Source organism: Achromobacter pulmonis (assembly GCF_002885955.2).
GTDB lineage: Bacteria > Pseudomonadota > Gammaproteobacteria > Burkholderiales > Burkholderiaceae_B > Achromobacter > Achromobacter pulmonis_A.
The window spans coordinates 193,656-206,607 of the sequence record NZ_POQS01000002.1 but is presented as its reverse complement, the minus strand read 5'-3'; the positions used below and the strand labels follow the sequence as shown (position 1 = coordinate 206,607).

Sequence of the window (12,952 nt, the reverse complement as noted above, 5' to 3'; positions counted from 1 at the left end):
AGAGGTACGCATGAAAAAGCAGATACGAACGGGCCGCGCCCGCCACTGGCTGGCCCGCGCCGCAACCGCGCTGGCGCTGGGCGCCACGGCCGCCGTGTGCGCGGCGCAGGCCACGGTGCCGGTCAAGCACGCGCGCGGCGAGACCGCGGTGCCGGCCAATCCGTCCAAGACGGTAGTGATGGACCTGGCGGTGCTGGACACCCTGAACGCGCTGGGCGTGGAAGTCGCGGGCCTGCCCAGCGTGGCCAAGCTGCCGCCGCAGCTCGCGCAGTACGCCGACAAACGCTACCTCAAGGTAGGCACGATGTTCGAGCCCAACTACGAGGTGATCCACGCGGCCGCGCCGCAGGTGATCTTCGTGGCGGGCCGCTCCGCGCCCAAGTACGACGAACTGGCCAGGCTGGCGCCCACCGTCGACCTGACCGTCGACGCCAAGGACCTGGTCGGCAGCGTCACGCGCAACACGCACACGCTGGCGGCCATCTACGGCAAGGAGGACGTCGCGCGCGGCAAGCTCGACGCCTTGAACGCGTCGATCTCGGCCCTGCGCGAGCGGGCCGGCGGCGCGGGCACGGCGCTGATCGTGCTGACCACGGGCGGCAAGATGAGCGCCTACGGCCCCGGCTCGCGCTTCGGCGTGATCCACGACGCCTTCGGCATCAAGCCGGCCACCACCGGCCTGAGCGTGTCCAACCACGGCCAGGCCATTTCCTTCGAGTTCATCGCGCAGACCGATCCCGACTGGCTGTTCGTGATCGACCGCGACGCCGCCATCGGCCGCGAAGGCGTGTCGGCCCAGCGCATGCTGGACAACGAGCTGGTGCGCCAGACCAAGGCCTGGAAGCACAAGCGCGTGGTGTACCTGAACGGCTACAACTGGTATCTGATGGGTAGCGCCGGCCTGACGGCCATGCAGCAGAGCGTCGACGAAATCGCGGGCGCGCTGGCGGCGGCCAAGTAGCGCCGCATGTCGGGAGCAGGAGTCGGGCAGGTGGGGTGGCGGCGGTCGATGCGCGGTTGGGGCGGTCTGGCGGCGGTGATGGCGTTGCTGTTGCTGCTGTGCGCGGCCAGCATCAGCCTGGGCGCGGGCCAGTGGTCCTGGGGCGCGTTATGGAGCGATGACGACGCCCAGCGCGCCTGGCGCCTGTTGCTGGTCAGCCGGGTGCCGCGCACGCTGGCGCTGCTGCTGGCCGGCATGTCGCTGGCGGTGGCCGGCCTGATCATGCAGATGCTGGTGCGCAACCGCTATGTCGAACCTTCGACCGCCGGCACCGTCGAATCCGCCACGCTGGGGATACTGGTCATCACGCTGCTGGCGCCGGACACGCCGGTGATCGGCAAGATGCTCACGGCCACGGGCTTCGCCCTGGCCGGAACCCTGCTGTTCCTGGCGCTGCTGCGCCGCGTGCCGCTGCGCACGCCGTTCATCGTGCCGCTGATCGGGCTGATCCTGGGCGGCGTGATCCAGGCGGCGACCACCTTCGTCGCCTACCGCTACGATCTGCTGCAATCGCTGCATGCCTGGACCACCGGCGATTTCTCCGGCGTGCTGCGCGGGCGCTACGAGCTGCTGTGGATAGGCTTCGCGCTGGCCTGCGCCGCCTACGCGGCGGCCGACCGCTACACGGTGGCCGGCATGGGCCGCGAGTTCGCCTCGAACCTGGGCCTGAACCACGCGCGCCTGACGCTGGCGGGCCTGCTCATCGTGTCGGCGATTTCCGCCGTGGTGGTGGTGACGGCCGGCGCCATTCCCTTTCTGGGCCTGATCGTGCCCAACGCCGTCAGCCTGCTGCTGGGCGACAACATGCGCCGCTCCATTCCGTGGGTGGCCGCGCTGGGCGGCATCTTCGTGCTGGCCTGCGACATCATCGGCCGGCTGGTGATCCACCCGTACGAGATTCCCATCGGCACGGTGGTCGGGGTGCTGGGCAGCATCCTGTTCCTCGGCCTGCTGCGCGTGCGGAGGAACCGCCTTGGCTGAGACCGTCATCCGGGCGCCGGCGATGCGCGCGCAAACCTGGCGGCTGGGCCTGCTCGGCATCGCCGCGCTGGCCTGCGTGGCTGCGTTCATGACCCTGGGCGCCAACGGGCAGTGGTCGTTCGTGATTCCGTTTCGCGGCGCCAAACTGGCGGCCATGCTGCTGGTGGCCTATGCCGTGGCGCTGTCGTCAGTGCTGTTCCAGACCATCACGCACAACCGCATCCTGACGCCGGCCATCATGGGCTTCGACGCCCTGTACCTGCTGATCCAGGCGGTGGTGGTGTTCGGCTTCGGGCAGGCGGCAGCCAGCGTCGAGCATCCCGTGGCCGCCTTCCTGCTGGAGGTGGGCGCGATGACGGCGTTCGCCTGCCTGCTGTTTCGCTGGCTGTTCGCAGACGGCGTGCGCAGCCTGCACCTGATGATGCTGGTGGGCATCATCTTCGGGCTGCTGTTTCGCAGCCTGTCCAGTTTCGTGGTGCGGCTGATCGACCCCAACGAATTCCTGGTGCTGCAGGACCGCATGTTCGCCAGCTTCAACAGCGTGCGCGTGGGCCTGCTGCCGATCGCGCTGGCCGCCGTGTGCGCCGCCTCGCTGCTGGTCTGGCGCATGCGGCGCCGCTACGACGTGCTGGCGCTGGGCCGCGAGATCGCCGTCAACCTGGGCGTGGACTACCGCCGCACGCTGCTGCAGACGCTGGCGGCCATCGCCGTGCTGGTGTCGGTGTCCACCGCGCTGGTCGGCCCGGTGACCTTCTTCGGGCTGCTGGTCAGCAACCTGGCCTACCAGGCCATGGGCTCGGACCGGCACCGCTACACCATACCGGCGGCGACGCTGCTGAGCGTGATTTTCCTGGTCGGTGGCCAGACGCTGCTCGAGCGCGTGCTGAAGTTGAACACCACGGTCAGCGTGGTCATTGAATTCGTGGGCGGCGTGATGTTCCTCGTCCTGATCCTGCGCAGGGGGCGCCGATGATAGAGATCCAGCAAGTCAGCAAGCAATACGGCGACAGCGTGGTGGTCGACGGCGTGTCCCTGTCGCTGCCGGCCGGCGGCGTGACCGCCATCATCGGCCCCAACGGGGCCGGCAAGTCGACGCTGCTTTCCATGGTCAGCCGGCTGCTGCCGATGTCCGCGGGCTCGGTACGGGTCGATGGCCTGGACGTGACCCGCGCCGACAGCCGTGAACTGGCCCGCCGCCTGTCCATCCTGCGCCAGGACAACCATCTGCCGCTGCGGCTGACGGTGAGGGACCTGGTGGCGTTCGGCCGCTATCCGCACAGCGGCGGGCGCCTGACGCTGGCCGACAAGGAACACATCGACCGGGCCATCGCCTACCTGAACCTGGAGCCGCTGGCCGGGCGCTACCTGGACGAAATGTCCGGCGGCCAGCGCCAGCGCGCCTTCGTCGCCATGGTGCTGTGCCAGGACACGCGCTACGTCCTGCTGGACGAGCCGCTCAACAGCCTGGATATGAAGCATGCCGTCGCCATGATGGGCACCTTGCGCCGGGCGGCCGACGAACTGGGCAAGACCGTGGTGCTGGTGCTGCACGACATCAACTTCGCCTCCACCTACGCCGACCGCATCGTCGCCATGCGGGCGGGCCGCATCGCCTGCCAGGGCGCGCCGTCCGAGCTGGTGCGGGCCGAAGTGCTCAGCGAACTGTATGAATTACCCATCGAGGTGCATGAAATCGGCGGCAGGCGCATCTGCGTCTACTACCGCCAGCCGCAGGGGGAATAGGCCGCAACTTGTATGCGGAACCACAGATCCATGAGCAAATGATAAAAATATTGCGACAGATTCGCATTTGCAGAATAATGCCGGACCGTTTTATCCCCAACCCGATAACGCAGCACGGTCATGCATCCCACTCGCTCGATCTCCGCAGCATTGCTCGCCATTGCGCCGCTGTCCGGCCTGGCCCAGACCCAGAGCGAAACCTCTGCCGCCACCTTGCCCGCCGTCAGCGTCTACGGCATAGACGATACGTCGCAGAGCTATAACCCGCCGGACTCGTCCAGCGCCACCAAGATCGATGCGCCCCTGCGCGACATCCCGCAGACCGTCAACGTGGTGCCCGCGCAGGTCATGCGCGACCAGCACGCCAATTCCTTGCAGGACGCGCTGAAGAACGTGCCGGGGGTCAGCTTTTCGTCGGGCGACGGGCAGCGCGACCAGGTGTCGATCCGCGGCTTCACCGCCATCGCCGACCAGTACGTCGACGGCTTCCGGGACGACGCGCTGTACTACCGCGATCTTTCCAACGTCGAGCGCGTCGACGTCATCAAGGGCCCGGCCGCGGTGCTGTACGGCCGGGGGTCCTCCGGCGGCCTGATCAACCGCATCACCAAGAAGCCCGGCGAGGACATCACCCAGCTGGGCCTGAGCTACGGTTCATGGAACGACCGCCGCCTGGAGCTGGACCTGGGCCGCGCGACCGAGAGCGGCAGCATGGCGTGGCGGCTGACCGGCGCGGTCGAGAAGGGCGACAGCTACCGCGACAAGCAGTTCCTGGACCGCAAGGCCATCGCGCCGTCGGCCATGCTGCGCCTGGGCGAGGACACGACCTTCCTGATCCAGACCGAATTCCTGGAAGACCGCCGCGTCACGGACTTCGGCATTCCCGCCTATCGCGGCCGGCCGGTGGACGTGGACCCGTCCACCTACTACGGCGCCGAGAACGCGCGCGACGTGGACTACACGCAGGCGCGCGTGCAGTCCTACGCCGGCACGCTGAACCACCGCTTCAACGGCACCTGGTCGCTGCGCAACGCCACCCGCTACTACCACTACACGCTGGACCGCAACAACACGCTGCCGGGCGTGGTGAACGAGGCCGCGCAAACCGTGACGCTGAACCGCTCCAACGTGCGGCGCGAGGAGCACGGCTGGACCAACCAGACCGAGCTGACGCAGCGCGCGCAATGGGGTTCGGTCTCGCACGAGATCCTGTACGGCGTGGAGGTCGGGCAGCAGAACAAGGACCTGGTGAACTATTCGGCCAACAACGTGGCCACGGTCGACCTGTTCGATCCGGTGCTGCCCACGCTGCCCATGCAGGTGGGGGGACGGCCCAGCGCCGACAACCTGGGCCGTTTCAATACCCTGGGCCTGTACGTCCAGGACATGGTGTCGCTGGGCGAGCATTGGAAGATGCTGGGCGGCGTGCGCCATGACCGCTTCGAGCAGAAGACCGAGGACCGCCGCAGCGGCGCCAGGCTGTCGCGCACCGATTCCAACTGGAGTCCGCGCCTGGGCCTGGTGTACCAGCCCGACGCCATGCAGTCGTATTACGTTTCGTGGAGCCAGTCGTACCAGCCTTCCGGCGAAGCGTTCTCGCTGGCCGCGAGCAACGCCGACCTGGCGCCCGAGAAAACCACCAACTACGAAATCGGCGCCAAGTACGACTTCCTGGACGGCAAGCTGTCGACCACGGTGTCCATCTTCCGCCTGGAGCGCACCGACATCAAGGTCAACGATCCGGTCACCAACTCACTGGTGCCGGTCGGAACGCAACGCACCGACGGCGCCGAATGGACGCTGTCGGGCGACCTGGGCGACGGTTGGCGCGCGATGATGGGCTATGCCTACCTGGATGCCCGCGTCACCGAATCGATCGCCAAGGACGCCGGCAGGAACGTGGAAGGCAAGCGCGCCACGCTGACGCCGCGCCATGCCGGCAACATCTGGGTCACCAAGGACCTGGGAGACGGCTTCGGCGCCGGCGCGGGCCTGAACCTGGTGGGCGCGCGCTACGCGAACCCGGGTAACACCGTCAGGCTGCCCGGCTATGTGACCGCCGACGTCGCCGCATGGTGGCGCAAGGGGCCGTATGCGGTGCAGCTGAACGTGTACAACCTGTTCGACGCCGGCTATATCGTGTCGGCGCACGGGACCAGCCCGAACCTGAACATGCCGGGCGCGCCGCGCAACGCGATGCTGAGCCTGCAGTACCGGATGTGAAGCTAGGGCCTGTGCATGGCTCCTTTTAGTGTGAACAGGCCCTAGGCGCGCAGCGGCGAAGCCCGGACCAGGCTGGCGGCATCCAGGGCCGCCAGCGCGTCCAGGAAGCGCCATGCGTACGATCCGGGACCTTGCGCCTGGTCGTGCGCGCTGGCGCCGGCGATGCCGAAGCATGACAGGGCCGCCACCGCGGCGGCGTACGGATCGTCCCGCGACACCGCCGCGAACGCGCCGACCACCGCCGTCAGCGCGCAGCCCGTGGCCGTGACGCGCGGCATCCAGGGCGAGCCGCCGGTAATGCGCAGCGCGCGGCTGCCGTCCGTGACGTAATCGGTTTCGCCGGTGACGGCCACCACCGTCTGGCGGGCGGCAGCGAGGGCGCGCGCCGATTCCTCCGCTTGCGCGACGGCGTCGCGCGCATCCACGCCCTTGCCGGCGCTCTGGCCGCCGGCCAGCGCGATGATTTCCGAGGCGTTGCCGCGGATGACGGCGGGGCGCAGGTCCAGCAGCCGCGCCACCGCGTCGCGGCGGAAGGCGGTGGCGTGATGCGCCACCGGGTCCAGCACCCAGGGCGTGCCGGCGCGGCCGGCCGACCCGGCGGTCAGCAGCATGCTGTCCAGCCAGGGCGCCGACAGCGTGCCGATATTGATCACCACCGCGCCGCTCAGGCGGGCGAATTCCGGCGCCTCTTCGGCGGCGTGCACCATGGCGGGCGAAGCGCCGATGGCCAGCAGCGCGTTGGCGGCATAGTTCATGGAAACGAAATTGGTCAGGCACTGCACCAGCGGCGCATCGCGGCGCACGGCCTGGAGCAGGTCGTGCGACAGCCGGGCCTGGGCGGCGAGGGTGGGGGAGCGGTCTGGCATCTGGATCGGGTTGGACGGGGCGCCGCGCGTGGCGGGCCTGGCGCGGCCCGTCGACGCAGACTCCCCGGGTTGATGCGCCGTATGTTATCAGGCCAGCCTGTCGCGCAGCACCGGCTGGCCCGGCGCAGCGTGGCGGGAAGGCTGGCTCAGCATGCAGCCGATCACCCCGACCACGCCGCCGGCCAGGCTGTAGAAGACGGGCGCGAGCGTCACGCCGGTGGTCTGGATCAGCCAGGTGACGATGAACTGTCCGAAGCCGCCGAACACCATCACCGCGATGTTGTAGCAGACCGCCAGCCCCGCCGAGCGCACATTGGTCGGGAACTGCTCGCCCAGCGCGGTCGCGAACGGCCCCAGGAATCCGCCGAGCAGAATGCTGAGCGCGGTGAAGGCGACGGTCAGGTTGGCCAGCGTGGGCGCCGACTGCACCCATGAAAACAGCGGGTACATCAACAGGGCGTAGGGCAGCAGGAACGCCAGCATCACGGGCCTGCGCCCGTAGCGGTCGGACAGCGCCCCGGCCAGCGGAATCGCGACGATCAGGGCCAGCAGCCCGATGGACTGCGCCGTGAAGGCGTCGTGCAGGGCGAAGTTGAACTGGCGCGTGACGAAGGTCGGCAGGTAGATGATGAAGGTGTAGACCGACGCGGTGGCGCAGGTGGTCAGGCACAGCGTGGCGGCGATCGAGCGCGGGTAGCGGTTGAACATCGCGGCCAGGCTGACTTTCTCGCCCTTGCGCATGGCGAGTTCGGATTCCTCGGGCTCGTCCAGGTAGCGCCGTATCCACCAGCCCAGCGGCGCGATCAGTAGGCCGATCACGAACGGCACGCGCCACATGCCTTCGATCAGCTGCTCTTCGGTGAACAGCGAGGTCAGCAGGAAGCCGGTGGCCGCGCCGGCCAGGTTGGCGAGGTTCTGGCCGAACATCTGCCAGGCGCCGTACACGCCTTTCTTGCCCGGCGGCGCCGCCTCCACCAGGTAGGCCGTGGACGAGGCGAACTCCCCGCCGGTGGCGATGCCCTGCATCAGGCGCGCGATCACGATCAGAATGGGCGCGGCGATGCCGATGGTGGCGTAAGAGGGCGTGAACACCATGATGAGCAGCGACACCGTCATCAGCGCGATGATCAGTTGCAGCGCGGCCTTGCGCCCGCGCCGGTCGGCATAAATGCCGATGGCGATCCCGCCGATGGGCCGGGTCACGAAGCCCACGCCGAAAGTCGCCAGGGTCAGCAGCAGCGCGGTGTGTTCGCCCGCGGCGGGGAAGAACACCTTGGCGATGATGAAGGCCAGCGCGGCGAACACGCCGAAGTCATACCATTCCAGCGCATTGCCCAGAATGGCGGCGGTCAGTTGCAGCCATCGAGGGGCCGCTTTTTTCGTCTGTTTCATAGTCTGTCTCCTCCCGGCCGCCGCCTATGCGTTGTTATGCAGCGGCAGTCCCAGTTCAGCGATACGGGATAGGACCGCGGCCCCGATGGGGAGCGCGGCGTCGTTGAAATCGAAATTCGAGTTGTGCAGTCCGTGGCGATGGTCCGGGTCTCCCGTGCCCAGATGGATGTAGGCGCCCGGGCGTTGCTGCAGCATGAAGGAAAAATCCTCCCCGCCCAGGCTGGGCAGCGGACGGCGCACCACGTTGTCCTCGCCCACGACGTCGGCCGCCGCCCGCCGCGCCAGCAGGGCCTGGGCTTCGGTGTTGACGGTCGCCGGCACGTTGGGCTCGTATTCCAGCGTCGCCGTGCCGCCCAGGCCCTGCACCACGTGCTCGACCGTGGCCCGCAACCGCGTCTCGATGATGCTGCGCACTTCGGGCTGAAGCGAGCGCGCGGTGCCGGTCAGCACCACCTCGTCCGGGATCACGTTGAAGCCCGCCAGGCTGCCGCCGGCGATGCCGCACAGGCTGAGCACGCCGGCCTCCAGCGGGTCCAGGTTGCGGCTGACGATGGAGTGCGCCGCCACGATGACGTGGCCCGCCATCAGGATGGGGTCCAGCGCGCGCTGCGGCGCCAGGCCGCCGTGGCCGCCCTTGCCCTTGATCCGGATGGTGATGCGGTCGGACGCGGCCATGGCCGGCCCGACCGGAACCGACACCGATCCCAGCGCAAGCGCGGGCCAGTTGTGCAGGGCATAGACCTCCTGCATCGGAAACCGCTCGAACAGGCCATCCCTGACCATCTCCAATCCCCCATTCAATCCCTCCTCCGCAGGTTGAAAAATCAGATAGACCACGCCGTCGAAGGCCCGCGTGCGCTGCAGATAAGCGGCGGCGGCCAACAGCATGGCGACGTGCCCGTCATGGCCGCAGGCGTGCATTCTGCCTGCGTGACGCGAGGCGTAGTCCAGCCGCGTGCATTCATCCATGGGCAGCGCGTCCATGTCGGCGCGCAGTCCGATCGCGCGCCCGCTGGCCGTTCCGCGTCCCTGGATCATGCCGACCACGCCGGTGCCGCCGACTCCCGTGCGGTGTTCGATGGACAGCCGGCGCAGCTCCGCACAGACCACTTCGGCCGTCCGGTGTTCTTCGAAACCCAGTTCGGGATGGGCATGGAGGTCGCGCCGGATTTTCCGGTAGGCATCGATCTCCGAGGGCAGCAACTGCGGGATTTTCTGTGGCATGGGCATGGATACTCTTGATGGAAAGCATGGACACCGCTGGATGGTAGGAAGCGCAGGCCATGCCGTAAAATGCTTGTTACCTATGTTCCCCATGCCGTAAAGGTATAACCATGGATCTGCGGCAGTTGCGCTACTTCGTTGCGGTTGCACAGCACGGCAGCATCAGCCTGGCGGCCCAGGCCGTCTACATCGCCCAGCCCGCGCTGACCCGGCAGATCCAGGCGCTGGAGGAAGAACTGGGCGCGACCGTGTTCGAGCGCAGCGCCCGCGGCGTGCGCCTGACCGAAGTCGGCAAGCAGCTATTGGTCGACGCCAACCGGCTGCTGGGCGACGCCGCGGCCACCGTCGAACGCGCCCAGCGCGTGGGACGCGGCGAAATCGGCCACCTGTCCATCGCCTTGCCGGTCATGCTGACCCTGCGTCCGCTGTTGACCGAAGTGCTGCGCATCTTCCGCCACGAGGCGCCGGGCGTCTCGTTGACGCTGAGCCACCTGCTGTCCGACACCCAGCTCGAGTGGCTGCCCACCGGCAGGCTGGACGCCGGCTTCACCCTGTTCCGCCCGCCGGACGACCCGGCGTTCGAGGGCATCCCCATCTATTCCGAGAAAATGTTGCTGGCCTATCCCGCCGACTGGCGATGGGAAGGCGGCCCGCCCGCCTCGCTGCGCGACCTCAACGCGGTGGACTTCATCTGGCTGCCGCGCAACGCCGCGCCGGTCTGGCACGACAAGCTGATCCACTGCTTCTTCAAGGCCGGTTTCGTGCCGCGGGCCGCGGTGCAGGGCGTGGACGTGGCCTCCATGCTCACCCTGGTCGCCGCCGGCATGGGCTGCACCGTGCTGCCCGACTCCGCCACGCGCGCCGCGCCGGACTCGGTCGCCTTCATGGAACTGCCGGACCTGGACGTGGTGCAGCACTGGGAACTGGTCTGGCGCGCGGACAACAAGTCGGCGCTGCTCAGGCGGTTCATCGACGTGGTCGGCGCGTATGCCGGCAACCCGGTGAAGGGCTGAGTTGCGGCGGGCCGGGGCGGCCAAAACCGCCACGCGCGACGCCGCAGGGCCATCGCGGCCGCCTACGCTGTCCCGTTTCGGGAGGCGCATATCACGGGCCGCATTTTCTGCATCGCATTGGTCGCCGGCTCGGGGCTGGTGCAGGTTCTGCCGCGCCTGCCCGGGGCCGGCGCGGCCTGGCTGCTGGCCGCCGGCGCCGCGCTGGTGCTGCTTGCCGGGCTGCGCTTGCGCCTTGCGGGCCCACGCAACTGCGCGGCCGCGGCCCTGGGGCTGTGCGTGGGGCTGCTCAATGCCGGCGTGCAGGCGCAACGGCGGCTCGACGATGAACTGGCGCAGGTGCACCAAAACGCGGTATCGCGCGTGGTGCTGCGAGTGGCCGGGTTGCCCGACGGCGATGACAAGGAACTGCGCTTCCTGGCGGAGCTGGCCGAGCCGGCGGCGGCGGGGATTCCGTCGCGCATCCTGGTGAGCTGGCCGGCGCCGGCGGGTGGGCTGCCGGCGCTGGCGCCGGGGCAGGTGTGGCGCATGGCGCTGGTGCTGCGGCGTCCGCATGGGGCGCTGAATCCGGCGGGGCCGGATGCCGAGGGTCGCTTGTTCGCGCGCGGCGTGCGGGCGCTGGGCAAGGTGCGCGGGCGGCCGCGGCTGCTGGCGGACCGGCCCTGGGCGACGGCCGGCGTGGCGCTGGAGCGGGCGCGCCATCACGTGCGGCAGGGGCTGCGTGCCGCGTTGGGAGCGCACCGCTATGCGCCGGTGCTGATCGCGCTGGCGATCGGCGACCAGGCCGGCGTGGCGCGCGAGGACTGGCAGGTGTTCAGCCGCAGCGGCATTACCCATCTGGTGTCCATCAGCGGTATGCACGTCACCTCGATCGCGGGGCTGGCGGGCCTGCTGGCGGCGGCGCTGTGGCGGCGGGGACGATGGCGCGGCGTGGGGCTGGCGGAGTACGCGCCGGCGCGCGTGGCCGGCGGCGCGGCCGCCGCGGCGGTCGCGCTGCTGTATTGCCTGCTGGCGGGCTGGGGCGTGCCGGCGCGGCGCACTTTTTTCATGCTGTCCGTGGCCCTGGCGGCTTCGGTGTCGCGGCTGCCGCTGTCGGCCGACCGGGTGCTGGCCGGCGCGGCCGCGGTGGTGGCCGCGCTGGACCCGTGGGCGCCAATGGCGCCGGGCTTCTGGCTGTCGTTCGGGGCGGTGGCCGTGCTGCTGCGGGTCGCCCAGGCGCCGCGCGATGCGCAGGCGGGCTGGCGGGCGCGATGGACGGCGCGGCTGGCGCAGGCGGCGCGCCTGCAGTTGACGATCACCGTGGGGCTCACGCCGCTGCTGGCCTATCTGGTGCATCAGGTGTCCGTGGGATCGCCGCTGGCCAACGCGGTGGCGATTCCGGTGGTGACCTTCGTGGTGACGCCGCTAGCCTTGCTGTGCGCGGCGCTGTCGGCGCTGCCGGGCGCCCAGGCCCTGGCCGCGCTGGCCGGACGCGCGGGGCTGGCGGCGTTCGACGTGACCATGGCGCCGGTCGGCTGGGTGGCCGCGGCCGAGTGGTCCAGCGTGGCGGTGGGGGCGGCCCCGTGGCCGTGGCTGGCGCTGGCGGTGGCGGGCATGGCCTGGGCGCTGCAGGCGCCCGGCTGGCCGGGGCGGCGGCTGGGATGGCTGTGCATGCTGCCGCTGCTGTGCTGGCGTCCCGACAGGCCCGAGCCCGGCCACTGGCGCATGAGCGCGCTGGATGTGGGACAGGGCGGCGCCGTCGTGGTGGAGACGGCCAGCCAGACGCTGCTGTTCGACGCCGGGCCGCGCCATTACGGCGGCAGCGACGCCGGCGAGCGCGTGGTCGCGCCGTTCCTGCAGGCGCGCGCGATCCGCCGGCTGGACGTGCTGGTGCTGTCGCACGCCCACATGGACCACGTGGGCGGCTTGCGCGCGGTGCTGGCGGCCGTGCCGGCGGCGCGCAGCTACGCGTCCTTCGACCTGGAGGCGTTCCTGCGGCGCGACGCCCGGCTGTGGCCGCGGGCCGGCGCGCCGGCTCCGCCGCGCCAGGCGCAGCGCTGCCGCAGCGGGCTGGGCTGGGAGGCCGACGGCGTGCGTTTTACGTTCCTGCATCCGCCGCGCGCGGGCGCCGGCGCGGCGCAAAACCCCAATGCCGAAAGCTGCGTGCTGCGCATCGAAGGGGCCAGCCATACGCTGTTGCTGACCGGCGACGTGGGCACGGCGCAGGAACGCGCGCTGGCCGCCAACGGTCTCGGGCGCGCGGACGTGGTGCTGGCCCCGCATCATGGCTCGGCCTCGTCCTCGGGGCGCGAACTGGTGCAGGCCAGCGGCGCGGGCCACGCGATCGCGCAGGCCGGCCACCTGAACCGCTTCGGACATCCGGCGCGCGCGGTGGAGCGGCGCTGGATGCGCGCTGGCGCGGCGTTCTGGCGCAGCGACCGCGACGGGGCGGTGATAGCGAGTTCAACGCCGGACGGGCTGGAGGTGTGGACGCAGCGCCAGCGCGGGCGGCGCTACTGGCATGGGCGCTAGGT

At 69.9% G+C, this 12,952-nt stretch carries 10 protein-coding genes; 7 read left to right on the top strand and 3 right to left on the bottom strand.

Annotation, left to right across the window (positions count from 1 at the left end; all coding sequences use genetic code 11):
* Positions 1-10 precede the first annotated feature (10 nt).
* The 5 genes from C1I89_RS06930 to C1I89_RS06910 all read left to right on the top strand — a co-directional run bounded on the left by C1I89_RS06930 (position 11) and on the right by C1I89_RS06910 (position 5,947).
* Complete coding sequence (locus C1I89_RS06930; RefSeq protein WP_102772062.1) at positions 11-961, top strand: siderophore ABC transporter substrate-binding protein; 951 nt, start codon at positions 11-13, stop codon at positions 959-961.
* A 48-nt stretch (positions 962-1,009) separates the two neighbouring features.
* Positions 1,010-1,981 (top strand): ABC transporter permease, encoded by a 972-nt coding sequence (locus tag C1I89_RS06925; protein ID WP_102772061.1) that lies wholly within the window; start codon positions 1,010-1,012, stop codon positions 1,979-1,981.
* Between the two features lie 22 nt (positions 1,982-2,003).
* On the top strand, positions 2,004-2,954 hold the full coding sequence (locus C1I89_RS06920) for an iron chelate uptake ABC transporter family permease subunit (protein WP_440130628.1): 951 nt from the start codon (positions 2,004-2,006) through the stop codon (positions 2,952-2,954).
* Complete coding sequence (locus C1I89_RS06915; protein ID WP_102772060.1) at positions 2,951-3,724, top strand: iron ABC transporter ATP-binding protein; 774 nt, start codon at positions 2,951-2,953, stop codon at positions 3,722-3,724. Before C1I89_RS06920 ends, C1I89_RS06915 begins: the two co-directional genes overlap by 4 nt.
* Before the next feature lie 120 nt (positions 3,725-3,844).
* Positions 3,845-5,947 carry a TonB-dependent receptor gene (locus C1I89_RS06910; protein WP_102772059.1) on the top strand — a complete coding sequence of 701 codons (2,103 nt, stop codon included), beginning with the start codon at positions 3,845-3,847 and terminating at the stop codon, positions 5,945-5,947.
* A 41-nt stretch (positions 5,948-5,988) separates the two neighbouring features.
* Here C1I89_RS06910 and thiM read toward each other — a convergent pair whose 3' ends face one another.
* From thiM to C1I89_RS06895, 3 genes are all read right to left on the bottom strand, one after another.
* The gene (thiM, locus tag C1I89_RS06905) at positions 5,989-6,813 is read right to left on the bottom strand and encodes a hydroxyethylthiazole kinase (RefSeq protein ID WP_102772058.1); all 825 of its coding nucleotides are present in this window, start codon (positions 6,811-6,813) and stop codon (positions 5,989-5,991) included.
* A gap of 87 nt (positions 6,814-6,900) precedes the next feature.
* Entirely contained in the window at positions 6,901-8,205 is a 1,305-nt protein-coding gene (locus C1I89_RS06900) for an MFS transporter (RefSeq protein ID WP_102772057.1), read from the bottom strand.
* A gap of 24 nt (positions 8,206-8,229) precedes the next feature.
* Positions 8,230-9,429: an amidohydrolase gene (locus tag C1I89_RS06895; protein ID WP_210405773.1), complete on the bottom strand. Its 1,200-nt coding sequence runs from the start codon at positions 9,427-9,429 to the stop codon at positions 8,230-8,232.
* A 110-nt stretch (positions 9,430-9,539) separates the two neighbouring features.
* Between C1I89_RS06895 and C1I89_RS06890 the strand changes: the two genes are divergently transcribed.
* Both C1I89_RS06890 and C1I89_RS06885 read left to right on the top strand, forming a co-directional pair.
* A complete protein-coding gene (locus C1I89_RS06890) occupies positions 9,540-10,442 on the top strand; it encodes a LysR family transcriptional regulator (protein ID WP_102772055.1) in 903 nt (300 codons plus the stop codon).
* 147 nt (positions 10,443-10,589) lie between these two features.
* Positions 10,590-12,950, top strand: a complete 2,361-nt coding sequence (locus C1I89_RS06885; protein WP_258231392.1) for a DNA internalization-related competence protein ComEC/Rec2 — start codon at positions 10,590-10,592, stop codon at positions 12,948-12,950.
* Positions 12,951-12,952: the final 2 nt, after the last annotated feature.

Coding starts and splice junctions, on each gene's coding strand:
- C1I89_RS06925 (WP_102772061.1), top strand. CDS start 1,010: ATGCGCGGTTGGGGCGGTCTGGCGGCGGTGATGGCGTTGCTGTTGCTG.
- C1I89_RS06910 (WP_102772059.1), top strand. CDS start 3,845: ATGCATCCCACTCGCTCGATCTCCGCAGCATTGCTCGCCATTGCGCCG.
- C1I89_RS06890 (WP_102772055.1), top strand. CDS start 9,540: ATGGATCTGCGGCAGTTGCGCTACTTCGTTGCGGTTGCACAGCACGGC.
- thiM (WP_102772058.1), bottom strand. CDS start 6,813: ATGCCAGACCGCTCCCCCACCCTCGCCGCCCAGGCCCGGCTGTCGCAC.
- C1I89_RS06930 (WP_102772062.1), top strand. CDS start 11: ATGAAAAAGCAGATACGAACGGGCCGCGCCCGCCACTGGCTGGCCCGC.
- C1I89_RS06900 (WP_102772057.1), bottom strand. CDS start 8,205: ATGAAACAGACGAAAAAAGCGGCCCCTCGATGGCTGCAACTGACCGCC.
- C1I89_RS06920 (WP_440130628.1), top strand. CDS start 2,004: ATGCGCGCGCAAACCTGGCGGCTGGGCCTGCTCGGCATCGCCGCGCTG.
- C1I89_RS06915 (WP_102772060.1), top strand. CDS start 2,951: ATGATAGAGATCCAGCAAGTCAGCAAGCAATACGGCGACAGCGTGGTG.
- C1I89_RS06895 (WP_210405773.1), bottom strand. CDS start 9,429: ATGCCACAGAAAATCCCGCAGTTGCTGCCCTCGGAGATCGATGCCTAC.